Annotated in this window: 17 protein-coding genes; 7 read left to right on the top strand and 10 right to left on the bottom strand. The window is 66.9% G+C overall.

Going from position 1 to position 17,760, the window contains the following annotated elements; translation table 11 throughout:
- Positions 1-123: 123 nt before the first annotated feature.
- The 5 genes from H6G16_RS09265 to H6G16_RS09245 all read right to left on the bottom strand — a co-directional run bounded on the left by H6G16_RS09265 (position 124) and on the right by H6G16_RS09245 (position 6,496).
- On the bottom strand, positions 124-933 hold the full coding sequence (locus H6G16_RS09265; RefSeq protein ID WP_190390039.1) for an inositol monophosphatase family protein: 810 nt from the start codon (positions 931-933) through the stop codon (positions 124-126).
- The gene (locus tag H6G16_RS09260) at positions 930-2,300 is read right to left on the bottom strand and encodes a BCD family MFS transporter (RefSeq protein ID WP_190390045.1); all 1,371 of its coding nucleotides are present in this window, start codon (positions 2,298-2,300) and stop codon (positions 930-932) included. The genes H6G16_RS09265 and H6G16_RS09260 overlap by 4 nt, the downstream gene beginning before the upstream one ends.
- A gap of 55 nt (positions 2,301-2,355) precedes the next feature.
- The gene (locus tag H6G16_RS09255) at positions 2,356-4,125 is read right to left on the bottom strand and encodes a TolC family protein (RefSeq protein WP_190390038.1); all 1,770 of its coding nucleotides are present in this window, start codon (positions 4,123-4,125) and stop codon (positions 2,356-2,358) included.
- Between the two features lie 78 nt (positions 4,126-4,203).
- The gene (locus H6G16_RS09250) at positions 4,204-5,598 is read right to left on the bottom strand and encodes a TIGR03279 family radical SAM protein (RefSeq protein WP_190390037.1); all 1,395 of its coding nucleotides are present in this window, start codon (positions 5,596-5,598) and stop codon (positions 4,204-4,206) included.
- Between the two features lie 16 nt (positions 5,599-5,614).
- Positions 5,615-6,496: an undecaprenyl-diphosphate phosphatase gene (locus H6G16_RS09245; RefSeq protein ID WP_190390036.1), complete on the bottom strand. Its 882-nt coding sequence runs from the start codon at positions 6,494-6,496 to the stop codon at positions 5,615-5,617.
- A gap of 239 nt (positions 6,497-6,735) precedes the next feature.
- Between H6G16_RS09245 and H6G16_RS09240 the strand changes: the two genes are divergently transcribed.
- The 3 genes from H6G16_RS09240 to nadB all read left to right on the top strand — a co-directional run bounded on the left by H6G16_RS09240 (position 6,736) and on the right by nadB (position 9,604).
- Positions 6,736-7,350 carry a DUF3120 domain-containing protein gene (locus H6G16_RS09240; RefSeq protein WP_347238847.1) on the top strand — a complete coding sequence of 205 codons (615 nt, stop codon included), beginning with the start codon at positions 6,736-6,738 and terminating at the stop codon, positions 7,348-7,350.
- A 127-nt stretch (positions 7,351-7,477) separates the two neighbouring features.
- Positions 7,478-7,855 carry a photosystem II complex extrinsic protein PsbU gene (gene psbU, locus H6G16_RS09235; RefSeq protein WP_190390035.1) on the top strand — a complete coding sequence of 126 codons (378 nt, stop codon included), beginning with the start codon at positions 7,478-7,480 and terminating at the stop codon, positions 7,853-7,855.
- Positions 7,856-7,942: 87 nt separating this feature from the next.
- Entirely contained in the window at positions 7,943-9,604 is a 1,662-nt protein-coding gene (gene nadB / locus H6G16_RS09230; RefSeq protein WP_190390034.1) for an L-aspartate oxidase, read from the top strand.
- Here nadB and H6G16_RS09225 read toward each other — a convergent pair.
- Positions 9,597-10,523, bottom strand: a complete 927-nt coding sequence (locus H6G16_RS09225) for a vitamin K epoxide reductase family protein (RefSeq protein WP_347238846.1) — start codon at positions 10,521-10,523, stop codon at positions 9,597-9,599. The two genes, nadB and H6G16_RS09225, sit on opposite strands and share 8 nt — an antisense overlap.
- Before the next feature lie 93 nt (positions 10,524-10,616).
- Here H6G16_RS09225 and rimO point away from each other — a divergent pair, with 93 nt between their 5' ends.
- Positions 10,617-11,993: a 30S ribosomal protein S12 methylthiotransferase RimO gene (gene rimO / locus H6G16_RS09220; RefSeq protein WP_190390033.1), complete on the top strand. Its 1,377-nt coding sequence runs from the start codon at positions 10,617-10,619 to the stop codon at positions 11,991-11,993.
- Positions 11,990-13,213 carry an MFS transporter gene (locus tag H6G16_RS09215; protein ID WP_190390032.1) on the top strand — a complete coding sequence of 408 codons (1,224 nt, stop codon included), beginning with the start codon at positions 11,990-11,992 and terminating at the stop codon, positions 13,211-13,213. Before rimO ends, H6G16_RS09215 begins: the two co-directional genes overlap by 4 nt.
- On the opposite strand, the gene H6G16_RS09210 is transcribed toward H6G16_RS09215, so the two are convergent.
- Positions 13,200-13,292 carry a cytochrome B6 gene (locus H6G16_RS09210; protein WP_094561510.1) on the bottom strand — a complete coding sequence of 31 codons (93 nt, stop codon included), beginning with the start codon at positions 13,290-13,292 and terminating at the stop codon, positions 13,200-13,202. The two genes, H6G16_RS09215 and H6G16_RS09210, sit on opposite strands and share 14 nt — an antisense overlap.
- Positions 13,293-13,476: 184 nt before the next feature.
- On the opposite strand from H6G16_RS09210, the gene H6G16_RS09205 reads away from it, so the two are divergent.
- On the top strand, positions 13,477-15,084 hold the full coding sequence (locus tag H6G16_RS09205; RefSeq protein WP_190390031.1) for a B12-binding domain-containing radical SAM protein: 1,608 nt from the start codon (positions 13,477-13,479) through the stop codon (positions 15,082-15,084).
- 28 nt (positions 15,085-15,112) lie between these two features.
- Here the strand turns inward: H6G16_RS09205 and H6G16_RS09200 are convergent, their stop codons facing one another.
- Positions 15,113-15,496: a DUF4346 domain-containing protein gene (locus tag H6G16_RS09200; RefSeq protein ID WP_190390030.1), complete on the bottom strand. Its 384-nt coding sequence runs from the start codon at positions 15,494-15,496 to the stop codon at positions 15,113-15,115.
- Entirely contained in the window at positions 15,489-16,679 is a 1,191-nt protein-coding gene (locus H6G16_RS09195) for a GNAT family N-acetyltransferase (protein WP_190390029.1), read from the bottom strand. The genes H6G16_RS09200 and H6G16_RS09195 overlap by 8 nt, the downstream gene beginning before the upstream one ends.
- A 62-nt stretch (positions 16,680-16,741) precedes the next feature.
- Between H6G16_RS09195 and H6G16_RS09190 the strand changes: the two genes are divergently transcribed.
- Positions 16,742-17,131: a hypothetical protein gene (locus H6G16_RS09190; protein WP_347238845.1), complete on the top strand. Its 390-nt coding sequence runs from the start codon at positions 16,742-16,744 to the stop codon at positions 17,129-17,131.
- On the opposite strand, the gene H6G16_RS09185 is transcribed toward H6G16_RS09190, so the two are convergent.
- Positions 17,104-17,751: a dihydrofolate reductase family protein gene (locus H6G16_RS09185; RefSeq protein ID WP_190390041.1), complete on the bottom strand. Its 648-nt coding sequence runs from the start codon at positions 17,749-17,751 to the stop codon at positions 17,104-17,106. The genes H6G16_RS09190 and H6G16_RS09185 overlap by 28 nt on opposite strands.
- Positions 17,752-17,760: the final 9 nt, after the last annotated feature.

Below are 17,760 nucleotides of genomic sequence, written 5' to 3'. Positions count from 1 at the left end.
GGCGACTCAGAAAACTTACAACACCGTCGGCTCGCGCCTCCTTCTGTCGTAAGCCTGCTCGCTCAGGTCTCCCTTCCGCGCGCAGTCCAAAAACATAACACCTCAGTGCCCCCAAGGACAAGGTCAGGAGATCAGCGCCTCGGCCCAGGGCATGAAGCGCGCCAGGGTCTCCGGCCGATCCGCCGCCAGCACTGGGAAATCTGCGGCAGAGAGATCCACCCCAGCGCCAATCCCTTCCGGCGAGCGCACCAACCACCGGGTGGGGCAGTTGAGTTCGGAGAGCACCAGCCAAGCCGCAGCCAGATCCCAGATCTTCGGCGTCGCTTCCAGCGCCGACACGGTCTGCCCCATGGCCACACTCACCAGATTGAGGCTGGCCACCCCCAACAGCCGGATTTTCCCTGGGAAGCGTTGGTTGGGGAGCTTCTGCAGCACCCCAATCGAACGGCTGCAGAGGGAGGCACAACCCGCCGGATGGGTCTGCAACGAGGGGGGCTGCAGCAGGCGGCCATTGCGCCAGGCCCCCTGACCCCGGATCGCCACAATGCGCTGACGCAATGGGGGAACGTCCAGCACCGCCAGCACCGGGAGGCCGCCCTCAAAACGGGCCAGGGAGATGGCCCAGTAGGGAATCCCCGCCGCAAAATTGGTGGTGCCATCCAGGGGATCGACCACCCAGTAGGCGTCGGATCCGGGCACGGTCTTGTCGCCTTCCTCGCTCAGCACCCCCTCTCCTGGAAAGCAGCGCGCCAGCCCCTCCACCAGGGTGGCGTCACTCCAGCGATCGCAGGCGGTGATCAGGCTGCCGTCGGCCTTGAGATCGGAGGCCATGTGGCCGAAATCAGCCCGTTGCCGTTCGGCCACCTGATCAATCAGGGCAACCAGTCCGGGGTCAAGGGCCGGGGCCAACGGGGCGAGGGGTTCAGCGTTCATCCGAGCTCGAGGGCCAGCACCTTGCTGAGACTCCTACCCGTATCCTCCCTGAACTGACGCAGGTTGAGACGACTCAGCAACACCAGGGCCGCAAACGCCACCGTCGCTTCCACGAGGAACACCAGGGCATAGGGGGGATAGGGGGACGCCCCGAGATCGAAAATCTGCTGGAGCCCCCGGCCGAGATCAAACAATCCGCCGCCCATGACCTTGCCCAGGGCGCGGGAGAGGGCCTGGGCCAAGCCCCACACTCCGACAAAGGTGCCGGCCGCCTCCGGCAGGGTGAGGTCGAGCATCAACACCAGGGCACTGTTGGTGCCGATGCCGGCCGCCAGGCCGAATAGCACCATCACCACCTGGAGCACGGGCACCCTGGCCACCAGACCGGCCAGCGCCAGCAGCACCAGGCTGGCCAGAATCAACTGACAGCCCAGACGGGCCGTGGCCAGCTTGCCGAGTTGGGGCACGATCCAGAAGCCCGCCAACAGCAGACCCGCCAACGTGCCCATCCCCCAGAGGGCATTGAGGGAGGCGGTGGCGGCGATGGGCATGCCAAACACGTCGGCGGCATAGCTTTCCAGAATTGGGTCCTGGAGAAACAGGCCCAGGGTGAACAGCACCAGAAAGGAGAAGAAGACCAGCACCTGACGGCTGGAGGTGATCAGGGTCCAGGCCTGGGCCAGGGTGATGGCGTCATCCCGCCGTTCTCCAGCTGAACCGGTGGGGCCGCCCGTGCTGACGCGGGGGTCCAGGCCCAGGGTGGCCACGACCGTGAGGCCCAGCACCACCCCTGCGACCCGACCCATGAAGCCCAGCAAGACGGGTTCCAGCAAGGAGGGATCGGTGATGCCATCGAGTCGGCGCAGACTGAGGCTGATGGCGATGGCTCCGATCACGATCCCCACCGTGAGCAGGCACCAGATCAGTCCCACCGCCCGGGGCCGTTCCGCCTCGCTGGTGCGGTCAATCACCAGGGCCAGATAGGGGGTGGTGGCCAGGGAAATGGCCAGCCCGTAGAGCGCAAACAGTCCACACAAGGCCGCAATCCCAAAGGCGAGCTCCGGCTGGGCGCCTGCCTGCAGCAGGCGCCCCACATGGAAAATCAGCGGGATGGACAGCACCGCCAGGCCACAGAACAGGGCTGTGCCCAACCAGATGTAGGGGATGCGGTGGCGACCGGCCCACGGATGGGCATCGGAGATCTGACCGAACAGCACCCGCGAGGGGGCCACGAACTGTTCAAAGGCCAGGGCTCCGCCCACCAGCAGCCCGGGGAAGTCAAGCTCGCTGAGCATGATCCGGTTGAGCAAACCGGCAAAAATCACCGCCAGGCAACCCAGGCAACCCTGAAACAGCCCCAGCCGCATGGTGTTGACCAGGCCCAGGGAGCGGCCCTGGTCCGCTGGGGCCCCAGTCACCGAATCAGATGGCCCCCATCGATGCGGCCTGGCAGGCCGGGATCAGGGGAGTGGGCTCAACGGGCACCGCTGAAGCCCCAGGTGGTTTGACCGCCGGCAGCGCCAGGGGTGTGCACCCGGCCACCTGGTCGAGGCCCGTGCGGCGGCGCAACTCGGCCAAACGCTTGTTGTAATCGGTGATGGAGTTGGAGTAGCGCACCTCGGCCTGGGTGAGATCGCGCTGGTTGTCCACCACTTCCCGTTGGGTGGTGACGCCGGCCTGGAACCTCAGGCGGGCGAGCCGCAACGACTCCCGGGCCGAGATCACTTCCCGGGAGGTGGTGACGATGTTGCGGTTGTTCTTCTCCAGCTCGTAGAAGCTGGTTTCCACCTCCTGGCGGATGCCGTCACGACGCTGGGCAAAGCGGAAGGTGTTCTCCTGGGCGAGCTGCTTGTTCTGGCGGGACTGGGCTGCCGCCGCACCGCCATCGAAGATCCGCCAGCTGAGGTTGACGCCCAGGGCCGTGTCGTAGTTGGTGCCATCCACGCCAGGCTGGGCCACGATCACGGGATCCTGGCCGTCAAACACGTTGCCGGAGAAGCCGGCAAAGATGTTGAGGAACGGCTGCACCTGCCCCAGGGCTGCATTGGCCTGGCTGTTGGCAATGGAGATGTCGAGCAGGGCCTGATCCAGCTCCTCGCGGAAGGTGTAGGCCGCGATGATGCTCTCCTGGAGGGATGGCTGCCAAACACCGACCACCCGGGAGGGATCCTTGGCGGTAGGGGTGACGTTCTGCGGCAAGTCCAGCAGAGCCGCCAGGGCGCGGCGGGCAATCGCCTGCTCCGCCAGGGACGAGGTGAGCAGCTGCTGGTCGCGGGAGAGCTGGGTTTCCGCCTCGAGCACCTCAAGCTTGGTGGCCACACCAGCCTGGAAGCGGGCTTTGGCATCCCGCAGGCTCACGATCGAAGCCCGCACCGACTCCTGACCAATGCGCACTTGGTCGTCGGCCTGCTGCAAATCGAAATAGGCCGTCGCCGCCTGGAGACGCAGGTCCCGGAGGGAAATCACATATTGGTATTTGGCCTTCTCAAACTGGTCACGGGCCGCCGCAATCGTGGGCACCCGCTGGGGGTTGATCAACGACCACTGGGCCGTGATGGCCGCACCCAAGTCCCAGCGATCCGTGGCCGCCTCGGTGGTGATGCCGGCGGCATTTTTAGATCTGGCCTGACCCGTCGTGAAGACAGGCAGGGAGGAGGCGTCCAAGTTGAGGTTGGGATACCACTGGGAAATCTGGGCCCGCAGGTTGCTCTGGGCCTGATCCACCTGGCTGGCGATCGCCTTGAGGTTGGGGTTGTTGACCTCGGCCAGGTTCTCCACGTCCCCGAGGCTGAGGGGCCGCAGTTCCATGATGCGGACCTGATCGATGCTCACGGGCAGAGCCAGGGACGCCGGGGCCGGCAGGTTCTCCAGACCAGGGGCCAGCTTGGTGGCGGCGGGGGTGACCAGGGTTGGGTTCAACCGGGGGCGATACCCCCGCTGCTTGGTGGTGGTGGTGGTGGTGCGCTCGGTGACTTCGGTCACGGGCACGGGCTGGCGCGGTCTGGTGGCGTCCTGCAGCTTGAGGTTAACCACCTCGGCCGGACCGGTGGTGGTGACGCTGCGCAGGGTTTCCGGGGCCAGCGGCAGGGGCGGGGGCATCGGCAGGCCGGCATCGGCCTGGGAGGCCACCTGCTGGGACGCGGTGGATGCAGGTGCAGTGGGCTCCTGGGCCTCGGCGGCAAGCGCAACCATCGGCGCCCCCAGCAGGCCGAGGAGAGCTATACGCAGGTGGAATTGAGACACGCCAGGAACAGTGCTATCGCGCGAATCTTACGGAGATTGACAAGGAACGCCCAAACATGAGGCCACAAGATCGTCTGCACCATGGAGCAGACGCACCGGCACGGGCAATTGGCGTTCCAGTTCGGCCAGGCTGAGATCATCAAGGAAGACGGGCTCGCCCTGACGCAGCATCACGGCTGGCAGGAGCAGCGCTTCGCCCAGGTCGCGTTCCGCGAGGCCGCTCAGCAGATCAGAACCCGTCAACAACCCCGTCACCACTTGGTCCTGGCCCCAATAGGGGCTGGGCAGGCCGTAGAGCAACAACTCCAGACCCTCCACCGCATTCAGGCGGGCAACCACCGGCTGGAGCGCTTCGGCCACGAGGCGGCCCACCACCCAGCTGAGCCGCCGGGGCTGGGGCAGGGCATGGGGCAAGTCTTGGGTGGCCTGATCGAGCGCCTCCAGGAAGGCCCGAATGCTGCCCACACCGTTCTCCTGCTGGGGCAGATCCTCGTAGGCATCCCGGGGAGGCAAGGGGCGTCCCGCGATCAGATACCACTCATCTGACAGCCAGGCAAAACGGCTGTCCAGGCGCCGCTGGAATTGCTGCTGGAGCGGCTCCACCTGGGCGATCACCCGGCGCGCCCGATCCCGATCAACAGGAACCAGGGCATCGCCAGCGGGACGGAACCGGGTGAGGCCCACGGGCACCACGGCCGCTGACAGCACCGCAGGCCAGTCGCCACCAGCAAATCCCGCCAGGTCCTCCAGGGTGCGCGTCAGGGCCTCGCCATCGTTGACGCCGGGGCAGACCACCACCTGGGCGTGAATCTGGAGATTGCGCTGGGCAAACCAGGCCAGCTGCTCCAGCAGCTGGCCTGCCCGGGGGTTCACCAGCAGGCGACGGCGCAGCTCGGGCTCGGTGGCATGCACCGAGACATACAAAGGGGAGAGCCGCTGCTCCTCAATGCGCTGCCAATCGGCGGCGGTGAGATTGGTGAGGGTGAGGTAGGAACCGTATAAAAAACTCAGCCGAAAGTCGTCGTCCTTGAGGTAGAGGCTGCTGCGCCGTCCCGGGGGCTGCTGGTCGATGAAACAGAAGGGGCAGGCGTTGTTGCACTGTTTGAGCCCATCAAAAAGAGCTTCGGTAAACCCCAGTCCCAGGCCCTCATCGAGATCCTTCTCCAGTTCCACGGTGTGACGGGTGCCGTCCGGGTCCTCCACCTCGAGAACCAGCTCCTCCTCGCCCACCAGAACCTGCAGATCGATCAGATCGCGCGGTCGTCTGCCGTTGATGCTGAGCAGGCGGTCTCCCGGCTGAAAACCGAGTTCCTCGCCGATCGAACCGGGCTCCACCGAAGCCACCACCGCAGGCGAAGGGAGCCTGGGGGCGTCGCCCTCCAGGGCGGCAAGGGCAATGCCCGCAGAGGGCTCATTCCACACGGCGTCAAGGCCTTGGCTAGGCCCCCACTTTGGCGCCCAGCCACACCAGGATGCCGACCCCGAACAGGAGGCGATACACCACGAACACCCAGGTGCTGTTGTGCTGCAGAAAACGCAGCAACCAGGCAATCGCGAGCCAGGACACCACTGCCGCAGCGACGATGCCCACCAACAGGGGCCATGGCCCCCCTCCGGCGGGGGCCGAGAAGGCCTCCTTCAGCGACACCAGACCCGCCAGGGTGATGGCCGGGATGCCCAACAGAAACGAGAACCGGGCCGCCGCGGGCCGCTGCCAGCTGTCGAACAGGGCCGCAGTGAGGGTGCTGCCGGAGCGGGACACCCCAGGCACTAGGGCCAGGGCCTGGGCCAGGCCAACCCAGAGGCCGTCTCGCGGCTGCACGTCGTCCAGCTCCCGCCGGCGACGGCCCACCAACTCGGCCCAAGCCAGCAACAGGGCCATCCCAATCGAGACCAGCGCGATCGAAGCCATGCTGCGCAGCGGCGAGTTGTCGTAGCCCGGCACCCACAGCTTCAGGGCCAGACCCGCCAACACAATGGGCACCGTGCCCAGGGCAATGGCCACCCCCATGCGGGCCGAGGGGTCGTTCCACTGCCCATGGCGAAAGGCCCTGGCCACCCCCCGCAGCACCTCAGCCAGGTCTGCACGGAAATAGGCCAGCACTGCGGCGATGCTGCCCAGCTGGATCACGGCCGTCACCGCCACACCGGGATCTCCCCAGCCCAGCAACACCGGAACCACCTTGAGATGGGCCGTGCTGCTGATCGGCAGGAACTCGGTCAATCCCTGCACCACGCCGAGCACCAAGGAGCGAAAACAGGCTTCCCAAAAGCCCACGTCCGCAGGGGGCAGAACCGGCTCGGCGGCAAACAGGAACATCACGACGCACAGAGATTGGGGCGACCCTATGGCCGGACTCCCCCGTTCGACCCCTTAAGGTTGGACAACTTTCTTCACATCCCTTGGTGGTCGGGGCCCGTCCCAGCGCACTTCTCCCGGCCCCCCTCACAGCCGGAGTTGGCTTCCAGGCTGGCGACAGGACGGTTCCTGAGCAACCGAGCTGGCCATTTTTTGTCAGCCTCAGGAGCCCCGGCCTCAGCCTGATCAGCGGGCTGCTGGTGACCTTGCCGGTGTTCCTGCAGGCCCCCTGGGTACGACTTGCTCCCTTCAGCGCCGCCCTGTTCACGGCCCCACTGCTGGCCCTGGCCTTGCTGTGCAGCCAACAGGCCAACCCCAGGCTCAGCCGGGCGGGCCAACTGTTGGTGGGGTTCAGCGGCAGTTGGCTGGCGGGCTGCCTCTTTTGGGGCTGGTGCCGGCTCCATCCGGTCTGGCACCTACCGATTGAGGCCTTCGTGCTGCCCTTGGCCCTGGCCGGCCTGCGCGGACCCTGGAAATTGGCCTGCGGCTTTTACCTGGGATCCCTGTTGGGCACTGCCGCGACGGACGCCGCCATGGCCGCCAGCGGCGTAATGGGCTTCTGGCCCCAGGTGCTCAGTGCCAGCCCGGCAGACGCGCCTTTGCTGCTGCAAACGGCGGCCCTCCAGGTGCTGTCACCACTGCCCCTGCTGCTGGTGATCGGCTGTGCCGTGGTGCTGCTTCAAGCCTGCCGCTGGCTTTGGCAACGGGGCGAGGTGGGGCGTGTCACCAGCGCAGCCCTGGCCACAACCTTGGCCGTGGATGCCCTCTTCCTCCTGGCAGCCCTGTTGGCACCAGGCCTCAGTGGCTTGATTTAACCCGGTTTCATCTGAAGATCTGCAAAAGGCTTCCGGCCTGAAGGAAGGGATTCCGTCTCTCCTCTGTAACGTTGGGCTTCCGGTGGCCCCGGCCGCCTCCCTTCCCGTAGTTCAACGGAGTGTCGTGATGAAACGGCTGGTTGCCTGGCTGATGAGTGGGGTGGTGCTGGCCGGCCTCCTGGTCACACTGTTGATCCCCCCGGCCGCCCAGGCCGCAGACCTGCGCAATCTGGCCGACGACAAAATCGCCGAGCGGGCCGGCAAGGTGGATCTCAACAACTGCTCCGTCCGCCGGTTTCAGGCTTACCCAGGCATGTATCCAACCCTCGCCGGCAAGATCGTGCTGGGGGGCCCCTACAACAGCGTCGATGATGTGCTGAAGCTCGATCTCACCGAGCGTCAGAAGGAGCTGTTCAACAAGTACAAGGACAACTTCACCGTCACGGCGGCCTCCATCGCCCTCAACGAAGGCGACGACCGCATCAACGACGGCCAGTACCGCTGACCCTTAAAGTTCCGTTCACCTTGAAAGCCGTCGGGGCCTTCCGGCGGCTTTTTTCGTGCCGGCCCTTGCCGGATGCCTTCAGCCGCCATGGCAGAGCAGTCCTGGGATGTGGTGGTCGTCGGTAGCGGAGCCGCGGGCCTGATGGCCTGCCTCGAACTGCCCCACCATCTGCGGGTGCTGCTGCTCAGCAAGGACCAGGATCCGCCCGGTGATGCCCGCACCAATCCCCGATCCGCCAGTCGCTGGGCCCAGGGCGGCATCGCGGCGGTCACCCGCCCCAACGACAGCTTCACCAGCCACGTCATCGATACCCTGCGTGCCGGTGCGGGACTGTGCGATCGGGCGGCCGTGGAGCGGCTGGTGCATGAGGCCCCGGTGTGCGTGGAGCGTCTGCTCCAGCTGGGCATGGCCTTTGACCGGGATGGCGACGGTCTCAGCACCACCCTGGAGGCCGCCCACAGCCACCGACGGGTGCTCCATGCCCAGGACCGAACCGGCGGGGCCCTGGTGGACGCCCTCGAACGGGAGGTGCAGCGAAGGCCCCAGCTGGAGCAGCGCAAAGGGGTTCTAGCCCTTCAGCTCTGGGTGGAGCACGGTCGCTGCGTTGGACTGCAGGTGCTCGACGGCGATCGCATCCACTGGCTGGGGGCCCGGGCCGTGGTTCTGGCCACCGGGGGGGGGGGCCACCTGTTTGCCCACACCACCAATCCCAACCTGGCCAGCGGCGATGGGGTGGTGATGGCCTGGCAAGCCGGGGCCGTCGTGCGCGACCTGGAATTCGTGCAATTCCATCCCACGGCCCTGATGCTGCCGGGGGCTCCCCATTTCCTGATTTCCGAGGCGGTGCGCGGCGAAGGGGCCCGGCTGGTGGACGCGCACGGGGCCAGCCCCGTGGCCGGCCTGCCCGGGGGTGATCTGGCCCCCCGGGACGCCGTCAGCCGCGCCCTGGCCCGCCGGATGGCCAGCCTCGGCGTCGACCATCTCTGGTTGGATCTGCGTCCCGTTGGCGTGGCCCGCCTGGAGCAGCAATTCCCAACCATCCTGGGCCGATGCCGCGACCTGGGCCTGGACCCCACCAGCGCCCCCATCCCGGTGGCCCCCGCGGCCCACTACTGGATGGGCGGCGTGTGGACCGATCTGGAGGCGGCCACCAGCCTGCCCGGCCTCTATGCCGTGGGGGAGGTGGCCTGCACCGGTGTGCATGGAGCCAACCGGCTGGCCAGCAATTCGCTGATGGAGTGCCTGGTGTTTGCCCGCCAGCTCCGGGAGATCCGCCTTAGCGCGGGGGCAGCACCAACCCTGCCCGACCAGCCTCCCGCAGATCCCCCGCTCAAAAGCCTGGATCTACCAAGCCAGGCCAGTCTGGAAGCCAAGATCAGTGCCCTGCGGGAGCTCTGCTGGCAGGTGGCGGGGGTGGAACGCAGCCCCCATGCCCTGGCACCGGCCCTCCTGCAGGTGCGCCGCCAGCGCCAAGAGCTGGAGGCCAGCCCGGCATGGCGGCAGCTCCAGGCCCTGAAGCCAGGCCCCTCCCTCCCCCTGCCCACCGCCATCGTGCCTGCGCTCAAACGGCTGCAGGAGTGCCACCAGCGCCTGGTTCTAGCCGGCCTGCTGATGGAGGCAGCCCTGTTCCGTCAGGAGAGCCGCGGCGGCCATCACCGCACGGACGCTCCCGCAGCCCAACCGTTTTGGCAACGCCACACCGATCAACGGCGCGATCACCCCCCCTCCACCGCCAGGGTGCTCATCTAAGGGGGCCCGTGTAGCCCGAGAGCTGGGCGAGTTCAGCCAGGGATTTCACCCCGGAGTCGAGTTGGCCGTTGATCTCCCAGGTGGGGAAACCCTGGATCTTTTTGGCGTCACAGAGGGCTTTCTGGCTGTTGCGCCCATCGGCGGCGCACTCCACCAGGGTGAGTTGCTCGGTAGCAGCCTTGCCGAACAGCTCCTTCTGTTCATGGCAGTGGGGACACCAATAGGCGGTGTACATCACCGCTCCAGTGCGGGTGAGATGGTCAGCCAGAGCCACCGCCTGCGGGCTGCTGATGGCGACAACGGCGGGGGGCACGCCCTTCCCGGCCGCTGTCTCGGGGCGATCCACGGAGGCCGCCCAGCCCAGGCCGAGCATGGCCACGATCAGGGCCACAATCACGGCGCGGAACAGCACCTGGCCCCGGTCGTCCCATTCCCCGCCCACCAGGCTGAGCACGAACAGTCCCAGGCTCAGGGATGCGGAAAGCACACAGAAAAAGCAGAACGCCTGGATCTTCACGACCATCAGCCCCATCAACAGGAGGCTGAAGACCGCCATGCCGGTGCTGAGCAGCAGCAGGCCCCACCAGCTGCGCTGGGCCAGGGCAGCCCGTGAATCTCCCCGCAACACCAGCGGCAGCACCGCCAGCACCAGCACCGCCGCGTAGGCCAAACAGCCGAAGAGCGACAGGGGCTGCCCAAACAGACTGCCCCAGGCACTGTTGAGCACCTTGTCGCAGCCTTCGGCACCGCCAGGGCAGCTCAAGGGGCCCAGCAGGCCCCATCGCTTCAGGGTGATGGCGCCGGTGTCGATGAAGCCAATCGTGGCGAGCACGGCCATGGCCACCCGAGCCCAGCGACGGGCTGGGTCACTGCGGCGCCGGGACGAGCTGAGTCGCTGGCTGAGGCGGGTGGAGGTCACGGCAACGGCTGCACTGGGTGGATTCTCGCAGCCCCAGGCTCAACCGCCACCTCAGACGCCCCCATAGGGTGGACAGTCGGCTGGCCCTTTCCCATGACCAAACCAACCGTGGCCTTCGCCCACCTGGGCTGCGAAAAAAATCGGGTGGACACCGAGCACATGCTCGGCCTCTTGGCCCAGGCCGGCTATGGCGTGAGCGCCGACGAAAGCGAGGCCAACGTGGTGGTGGTCAACACCTGCAGCTTCATCCAGGACGCGCGGGAGGAATCGGTGCGCACCCTGGTGGAGCTGGCGGAACAGGGCAAGGAGCTGATCATCGCTGGATGCCTGGCCCAACACTTCCAGGAGGAGCTGCTCGACTCCCTGCCGGAGGCCAAGGCCATTGTGGGCACAGGCGATTACCAGCACATCGTCAGCGTGCTGGAGCGGGTGGAAGCCGGCGAGCGGGTCAACCAGGTGAGTGCCATCCCCACCTTCGTGGCCGATGAGCACCTGCCCCGCTACCGCACCACCTCCGAGGCCGTGGCCTATCTGAAGGTGGCCGAGGGCTGCGACTACCGCTGCGCCTTCTGCATCATTCCCCACCTGCGCGGCGATCAACGCTCCCGCCCGATCGAGAGCATCGTGGCGGAAGCCCAACAGTTGGCCGCCCAGGGTGTGCAGGAGCTGGTGCTGATCAGCCAGATCACCACCAACTACGGCCTGGATCTCTACGGCAAACCCCAGCTGGCCCAGCTGCTGCGGGCCCTCGGCGAGGTGGAAATCCCCTGGATCCGGGTGCATTACGCCTACCCCACCGGACTGACGCCCGAGGTGCTGGCGGCCTATCGGGAGGTGCCCAACGTGCTGCCTTACCTGGATCTACCCCTGCAACACAGCCATCCCGATGTGCTGCGGGCCATGAATCGCCCCTGGCAGGCGGACGTCACCGCGGGCCTGCTGCAACGCATCCGCGAGCAACTGCCCGAGGCGGTGCTGCGCACCACCTTCATCGTGGGCTTCCCGGGCGAAACCGAGGCGCACTTCCAGCACCTGCTCGATTTTGTGGCCGAGCAGCGCTTCGACCACGTGGGCGTGTTCACCTTCTCCCCGGAGGAAGGCACCCCGGCGGCCGCCCTGCCGGATCCGGTGCCGGCCGCGATCGCCCAGGAGCGCAAAGACCGCCTGATGGCCCTGCAGCAGCCGATCGCCGCCGAGCGCAATGGCGCCTGGGTGGGCCGGATCGTGGATGTGCTGATCGAACAGGAGAACCCGAGCACCGGCGAGATGCTGGGCCGCTGCGCCCGCTATGCCCCTGACGTGGATGGCGAGGTGCGGGTGCTGCCGGGAGAGGGAGGCCTCTGCGCCGCCCCGGGAACGATGGTGCCGGTGCGCATCACCGCCGCCGATACCTACGACCTGGTGGGTGAAGTGGTGGGGGCCAGGGCCATGGTGGACGACGTGCTCGCCTCCCGACGGACGGGAGCTTGAACTGGCGGGAGCACCAACGCACCACCTTTCTGGTGGCGTCGGGGCTGAGCACGGCCGGCTCGTTCGGGGGCCTCACCGCCAAGGGCTGGATCCTGATCGATGGCAGCAACAACCCCCTGCTGCTGGCCCTGCATTTCGCCGTTCTGGCCATGCCCACCCTGCTGGTGAGTGGTCCCGCCGGCGTGATGACCGACAGGCTGGGCTGCGAAAGCGTGCTGATCCGATCCCAGTGGGGGCTGTTCGGCGCCGGCCTGCTCGGGGCCATTGCGATTCCGCTCACCGATGGGGGGCTGCAGGTGAGCCTGCTGTTGTTGAGCACCCTGCTGGTGGGCATCGCCAGCGCCTACGAACTCTCGGCCCGCAACAAGTACTGCGCCCTGCTGGTGGAGAGCCCCGAGCAACTGGCGCCCTACCTCACCAGCTTCTCGGTGGTGTTCAACGTGGGCAAGCTGGTGGGGCCACCTCTCGGGGGCTGGTTGCTGGCCTGGACGGGAGCGGGCACCGCCCTGGCGATCGATGCCGCCACCTTTTTGTTGCCCATCGCCTCGGTGGTCTGGCTGCTCAGCCCAGACCGGAGCCGGGAACAACGCAGTGCCCCCGGTGCCTCCGCCAGCCTGAGGGCCGCCTGGAGCACCAGTGGACCAGTGCTCCGCCACGTGCTGCGCTTCACGGCCGTGGCCTGCCTGGTGGGGTTCTTCCACCCCGGTCTGGCCCCCCTGATGGCCCGGGATCTTCTGGGGCCATCACCCCAGGCCCTGGGCCTGTTCACCAGCGTGCTGGCCGCCGGCAGCATCAGCGGCGGGCTGGTACTGCAACGCCACAGTCGCTGGCTGAGCCAAAGGCCAGCCCTGCTGCTGGGCAGCTGCACCCTGATCACGGCCATCGCCCAGCTGGCGTTGGCCCGCTTCAGCCAACCCACCACCAGCGGCTTGGGACTGGCCGCCACCTTTGCCATTGGCGCCGGCACCGCCAGCCTGTTGTCGGGGGTCAACCTGATCAGCCAGGTGGGCTCCCCCATGGCCATTCGGGGGCGTATGGCCGGCCTGGGGCAGATCGCCTTCCTGGGGGGCGGCGGCCTCAGTGGCCTGATGGCCGCCGCCCTGAGCCTGATGATCGGGCTGCAGGCCACGATGGCCCTCCTCGGCGGAACGGGCCTGGTGCTGGGGTTGGCGGAACTCCAGCTCCGCCACCGACTGCGACTAGAACTCAGATCAGCTTGATGCCGCGCAGCACGATGGATGCGGCGATGGCCACGGCCAGTCCGCCGCCAACGAGACCCAGATAGATCGCGACACCCATGGCTATCCAGAAAATGATGGGGCCATTACAGCAGAACGGCGGCGAGCTTCAGGATTTCCGTAAACCTCCTAGGCTTTTACCCACTTACGACGCTTTCCAGCGCAGCCTCAGCGCCCTGGCCCCAGGGGCCAAGCGCCTAGAGCTCCGGCTCAGCCCAGTTTTCTCCCCAGCTCTGCTGCCCTGAATGCGCACGCTCTTTGTTTATCCCGAGTTCCCGAAAACCTTCTGGAGCTACGAAAAAATCCTCGAGCTGATCGACCGCAAGGTGCTGCTCCCACCGCTGGGACTGGTAACCGTGGCGGCCCTGCTTCCCCAGCACTGGGAGATGAAGCTGGTGGACCGCAACGTGCGCGAGGTGACGCCGGCGGAGTGGGACTGGGCTGAACTGGTGGTGATCTCCGGCATGATCGTGCAGAAGGCCGACATGGCCGTGCAGATCGCCACGGCCAAGGAACGGGGGATCCCCGTGGCCGTGGGTGGGCCCTTTGCCAGTTCCACCCCGGATGCCCCGGAACTCGACCTAGCCGATTTCAAGGTCCTCGATGAGGGTGAAATCACCCTGCCGATGTTCATCGAAGCCTTGGAGCGGGGAGAGACCTCCGGCCGCTTCAGCTCCGATGGGGTCAAGCCGGATGTCACCGGCACGCCGATTCCGCGCTTCGACCTGCTCGAACTGAACGCCTATTCGGAGATGTCTGTGCAGTTCTCCCGGGGCTGCCCCTTTCAGTGCGAGTTTTGCGACATCATCGTGTTGTACGGGCGGAAGCCCCGCACCAAAAATCCAGAACAGCTAATCGCCGAACTCCAAACCCTCTACGACCTGGGTTGGCGTCGATCTGTCTTCCTCGTGGACGACAACTTCATCGGCAACAAGCGCAACGTCAAACTGCTGCTCCCCCTGCTGCGCCAATGGCAGATTGACCACGGATTCCCCTTCAGCTTCGCCACCGAGGCCTCCGTGGATCTGGCGGCCGATGACGACCTGATGCAGATGATGGTGGAATGCCGCTTTGAAAGCGTCTTCCTCGGCATCGAGACCCCCGACGAATCGAGCCTCGAAACCGCGGGCAAACTTCAGAACACCCGCAGCTCCCTGGAGGACTCGGTCAACAAGATCACCTCCTACGGCCTGCGGGTGATGGCCGGATTCATCATCGGTTTTGATGGCGAAAAAGATGGCGCCGGCCGCCGCATCGTCGAATTTGTGACCCGCACGGGGATCCCCCACGCGATGATGGGCATGCTCCAGGCCCTGCCGAATACGGCCCTCTGGCATCGCCTCGAGAAGGAAGGTCGTCTGATTGAAGGCAAGGCGGCGGCCAAGGGTGTCAACCAGACCAACCTGCTCAATTTCGTTCCCACCCGGCCGATTCGCGACATCGCGAATGAATACGTGGATGCCTTTGGCGCCCTCTATGAACCCAACGCTTTCATTGATCGCGTCTATTCCTACTTCCTGAAGCTGCCGCCCCAGAAATACAAAGAACTGATCGTGCCGGGCAGCCGCCCCGCCAAGCCCCCGAGCTGGGTAGACCTCAGGGCCCTGGGAATCATTCTCTGGCGCCAGGGGGTCAAGCGGAACACCCGGGTTCGGTTCTGGAAGGCGCTCTACGGCATGGCGCGCCAGAATCCCAAGCGCTTCACCGGGTTCCTCTCGATCCTGGCCCACAACGAGCATTTCCTCGAATACCGCTCGATCGTGCGCCGCGAGATCGAAGAACAGTTGGCCACCCTGCCGCCCGATCCCCCCAAAGCCCCGGCCGAACCCAGCCGCGAACTGCAGCCGGTCTGAACCGGGACCCGTCGGTCGTCCGACCCCGTCAGTCCTGGACGTAGTCCAGGCCCTGCTCCAGGCAGGCCTCGGCACGCTGGAGTTCCCGGCCGAGGTAGAGGGCGTGGTCCAGTCGGCTCAAGGGATGGGGGCCAGGACCCTCCGTGAGGGCGATACCCAGCTGCTTGGCCGATCGGGCCCGATACACGGCGATCGGCACGCGGGGGCCAGCGCCCCGGCAGCTCAACACCTCTCCGGTGTCTGGATCGGTGGCCAGGCCCCGCTCATCGATGCCGTTGCCGTAGTGCTCAGCCACCAACTCCTGGGTGTCCCGGTCGAGGCGAATCAGGAAGTAGCCCAGCGGATCCAGAGCGATAAACCGCTGGGAGAGCCGGTCGTCGAGCTCCTGGCGGGTGGGAGGCAGATCAGGCATGGGGTGGATCGTAGGCAGCCGTAAAGGGCAGCTCCGCATTCATGGCCGCCATCAGCTCGGCCATCTCCGCATTGGCGCCGGGCAGCCAGCCCCGCAGAATCCCAGCGAAGCGGGGATCGCTCCAGCGGTGGAGGCTGACGCGGGGCTGGGCCACGAATCCCCGGCGGCGCTTGTGACTGCCGCCGGCACCGGGATCGAACGTCCGAATGCCCCGCTCGATCGCCCAGGCGATCGGCGCGTAGTAACAGACCTCGAAATGCAGGCAGTCGATCTCCTCGTCGCTGCCCCAGTAACGCCCCCAGAGCTGGTCCCCGGCGGACACGCACAGGGACATGGCCACCGGCTCTGCCGGATCGCCGCGGTGGGCACTGAACAGCACCAGATGGCGGCGCAGGTCCGGGTCCGAAGCCAGGGCCGCGAAAAAGGCCTCACTGAGGTACTTGCTGCCCCAGGCACCCCAGCGGCTGCAGTGCTGGGCATAGAACGCGTGCATCCGCCCCACCAGGGCCGGCGGAATGGCTTCCCCCTCCAGGGGGGTGACCACCAGACCCGCCGCCGCCACGGCCTGGCGCTCCCGCTTGATGTTGCGGCGTTGGTTGGCATTGAAACTGGCCAGATAGGCCTGAAAGTCGCCATGGCCGGGATTGGTCCACAGGCTCTGCTGGTTGACCCAGGCCGCGCAGCCGGCCGCCTCAGCCAGGGGCTGCCACTGGGGATCGACGTAGAGCAAGTTGCAGCTGAGGATCCCGTGCTGGCGGCAGAAATCATCGATCAGATCGAGCATCAGGGCCGTGAAGGCCGCCCCGTCTTCGTGGGGATCGATCAGAAAGCGGTAGCCCTGAATCGGGCTCACCGGGCTCATCCCCACCAACTTCGGGTAGTAGCGCAGGCCGAGTTGGCCGGCGAGCTGGGCGAAGCTCTGGTCGAAAACAAATTCGCCGTAGCTGTGGCCCTTGAGATACAGCGGCGCCACCGCCACCAACTGCTCACCGCGCCACAGGGCCAGGTGGCAGCCCTGCCAGCCCTCCCGCGGCACGATGCTGCCACTGGCCTCGAGCTGGTGGAGCCAGCGCCAGCGATAGAAGGGCAGCTCCTGGGGGTGGGCGGCGGTCAGCAGGCGATCCCAGCTGTCCTCAGGGATGGCGGAGAGGCTCTGGTGCCAGCGGGCCTGCAACTCAGCCATGGCTGCCACGACGGCCGGCAAGGGGGGTGAGGGGCAAAACTAACCAGAGCTGTGCCGTTGCGGTGCCCCAACCGATCCGTGCCCTGGTCGCACCCGTGCTGCTCACGAGCCTGCTGTTGCCCGTGCTGCAGCTGATGCGCCCCCAACTGGAGCAGCGGCTCAAAACCGTCTGCGTGGAGACCGGCTCATCCGGCAATGCCGCCCTGGCCGCCAAGCTGGAATCCCCCTGCGCCCAGCTGGCCCGGCCCACCAGCCAGTGCCTGGTGCAGGAAACCGCGGACAGCGGCCGCAGCCTGGCGATTCTGGGGGACATGATTCGGGGCGACTTGGGCACCGACAGCGAAGTGGTGGTCAAACGCTGCCTGGCCAAGATGCTGGGGCTCCCGGCCGACAGCCTCCAGGCCATCCCACTCAAGGAGCTGGCTCAAGGCTTCGCCAAAACACGCCGGTAGCGCACCAGCAGCTCATCAGCGGGCAAACGGCGGAGCTCCTCCAGCTGCCAGGCGCCCCCCTGAACGGCCGCCTGCAGCGGCACCCAACTGTGGGGCCCACCCAGCAGACGGGGGCAAAGGGTGAGTTGGAGTGCATCGATCCAGCCTCCCGCCAGCAGGCCAGCCGCCAGGTTGGCGCCGCCCAGCACCACCAGCCGCTCCAATCCAGCGGCCTGAAGGGCCGCCAGGGCCCCAGGCCACCCCGCGTGGTCCAGCTGCCGCTGAAATCCCTGCTGCGGCAGCGTCCCTGCTGGGGCCAGCAACCAGCGCTCCAGGGGCTGCTGCCAGAACGGAAGATCAGCGGACAAACGCGCCGTGCTGCTCACCACCACGGCCACCGGCTGGTTGCCGCGGCCAGACGCCAGCCGCTGGGCCAGCAGGTCGGGAGCATGGATCAGGCAGGTGCTGCCGTGGCGCCGCAGGGTTTCCGCACCGATCAGACAGCCGTCGGCCCAGGCCAGGGCCTCCTCCAGCACCCGACGGTCCCCACTGCCTCCCAGCTGGGCCGCACCGCCCTCGGGAGGGGCCAGCCGGCCATCCAGGCTCACGGCCAGCACAAGACGCAGGCTGGGCACCTTCAGGCCCGACAC

This window comes from Cyanobium sp. FACHB-13342, from assembly GCF_014697415.1.
GTDB lineage: Bacteria > Cyanobacteriota > Cyanobacteriia > PCC-6307 > Cyanobiaceae > Cyanobium_A.
Note: the sequence above shows the minus strand (reverse complement) of the source record. Positions and strands in the feature narration are given on the sequence as shown.

Coding starts and splice junctions, on each gene's coding strand:
- H6G16_RS09265 (WP_190390039.1), bottom strand. CDS start 933: ATGAACGCTGAACCCCTCGCCCCGTTGGCCCCGGCCCTTGACCCCGGA.
- H6G16_RS09260 (WP_190390045.1), bottom strand. CDS start 2,300: ATGCGGCTGGGGCTGTTTCAGGGTTGCCTGGGTTGCCTGGCGGTGATT.
- H6G16_RS09255 (WP_190390038.1), bottom strand. CDS start 4,125: ATGGTTGCGCTTGCCGCCGAGGCCCAGGAGCCCACTGCACCTGCATCC.
- H6G16_RS09245 (WP_190390036.1), bottom strand. CDS start 6,496: ATGTTCCTGTTTGCCGCCGAGCCGGTTCTGCCCCCTGCGGACGTGGGC.
- psbU (WP_190390035.1), top strand. CDS start 7,478: ATGAAACGGCTGGTTGCCTGGCTGATGAGTGGGGTGGTGCTGGCCGGC.
- nadB (WP_190390034.1), top strand. CDS start 7,943: ATGGCAGAGCAGTCCTGGGATGTGGTGGTCGTCGGTAGCGGAGCCGCG.
- rimO (WP_190390033.1), top strand. CDS start 10,617: ATGACCAAACCAACCGTGGCCTTCGCCCACCTGGGCTGCGAAAAAAAT.
- H6G16_RS09210 (WP_094561510.1), bottom strand. CDS start 13,292: ATGGGTGTCGCGATCTATCTGGGTCTCGTTGGCGGCGGACTGGCCGTG.
- H6G16_RS09205 (WP_190390031.1), top strand. CDS start 13,477: ATGCGCACGCTCTTTGTTTATCCCGAGTTCCCGAAAACCTTCTGGAGC.
- H6G16_RS09200 (WP_190390030.1), bottom strand. CDS start 15,496: ATGCCTGATCTGCCTCCCACCCGCCAGGAGCTCGACGACCGGCTCTCC.
- H6G16_RS09195 (WP_190390029.1), bottom strand. CDS start 16,679: ATGGCTGAGTTGCAGGCCCGCTGGCACCAGAGCCTCTCCGCCATCCCT.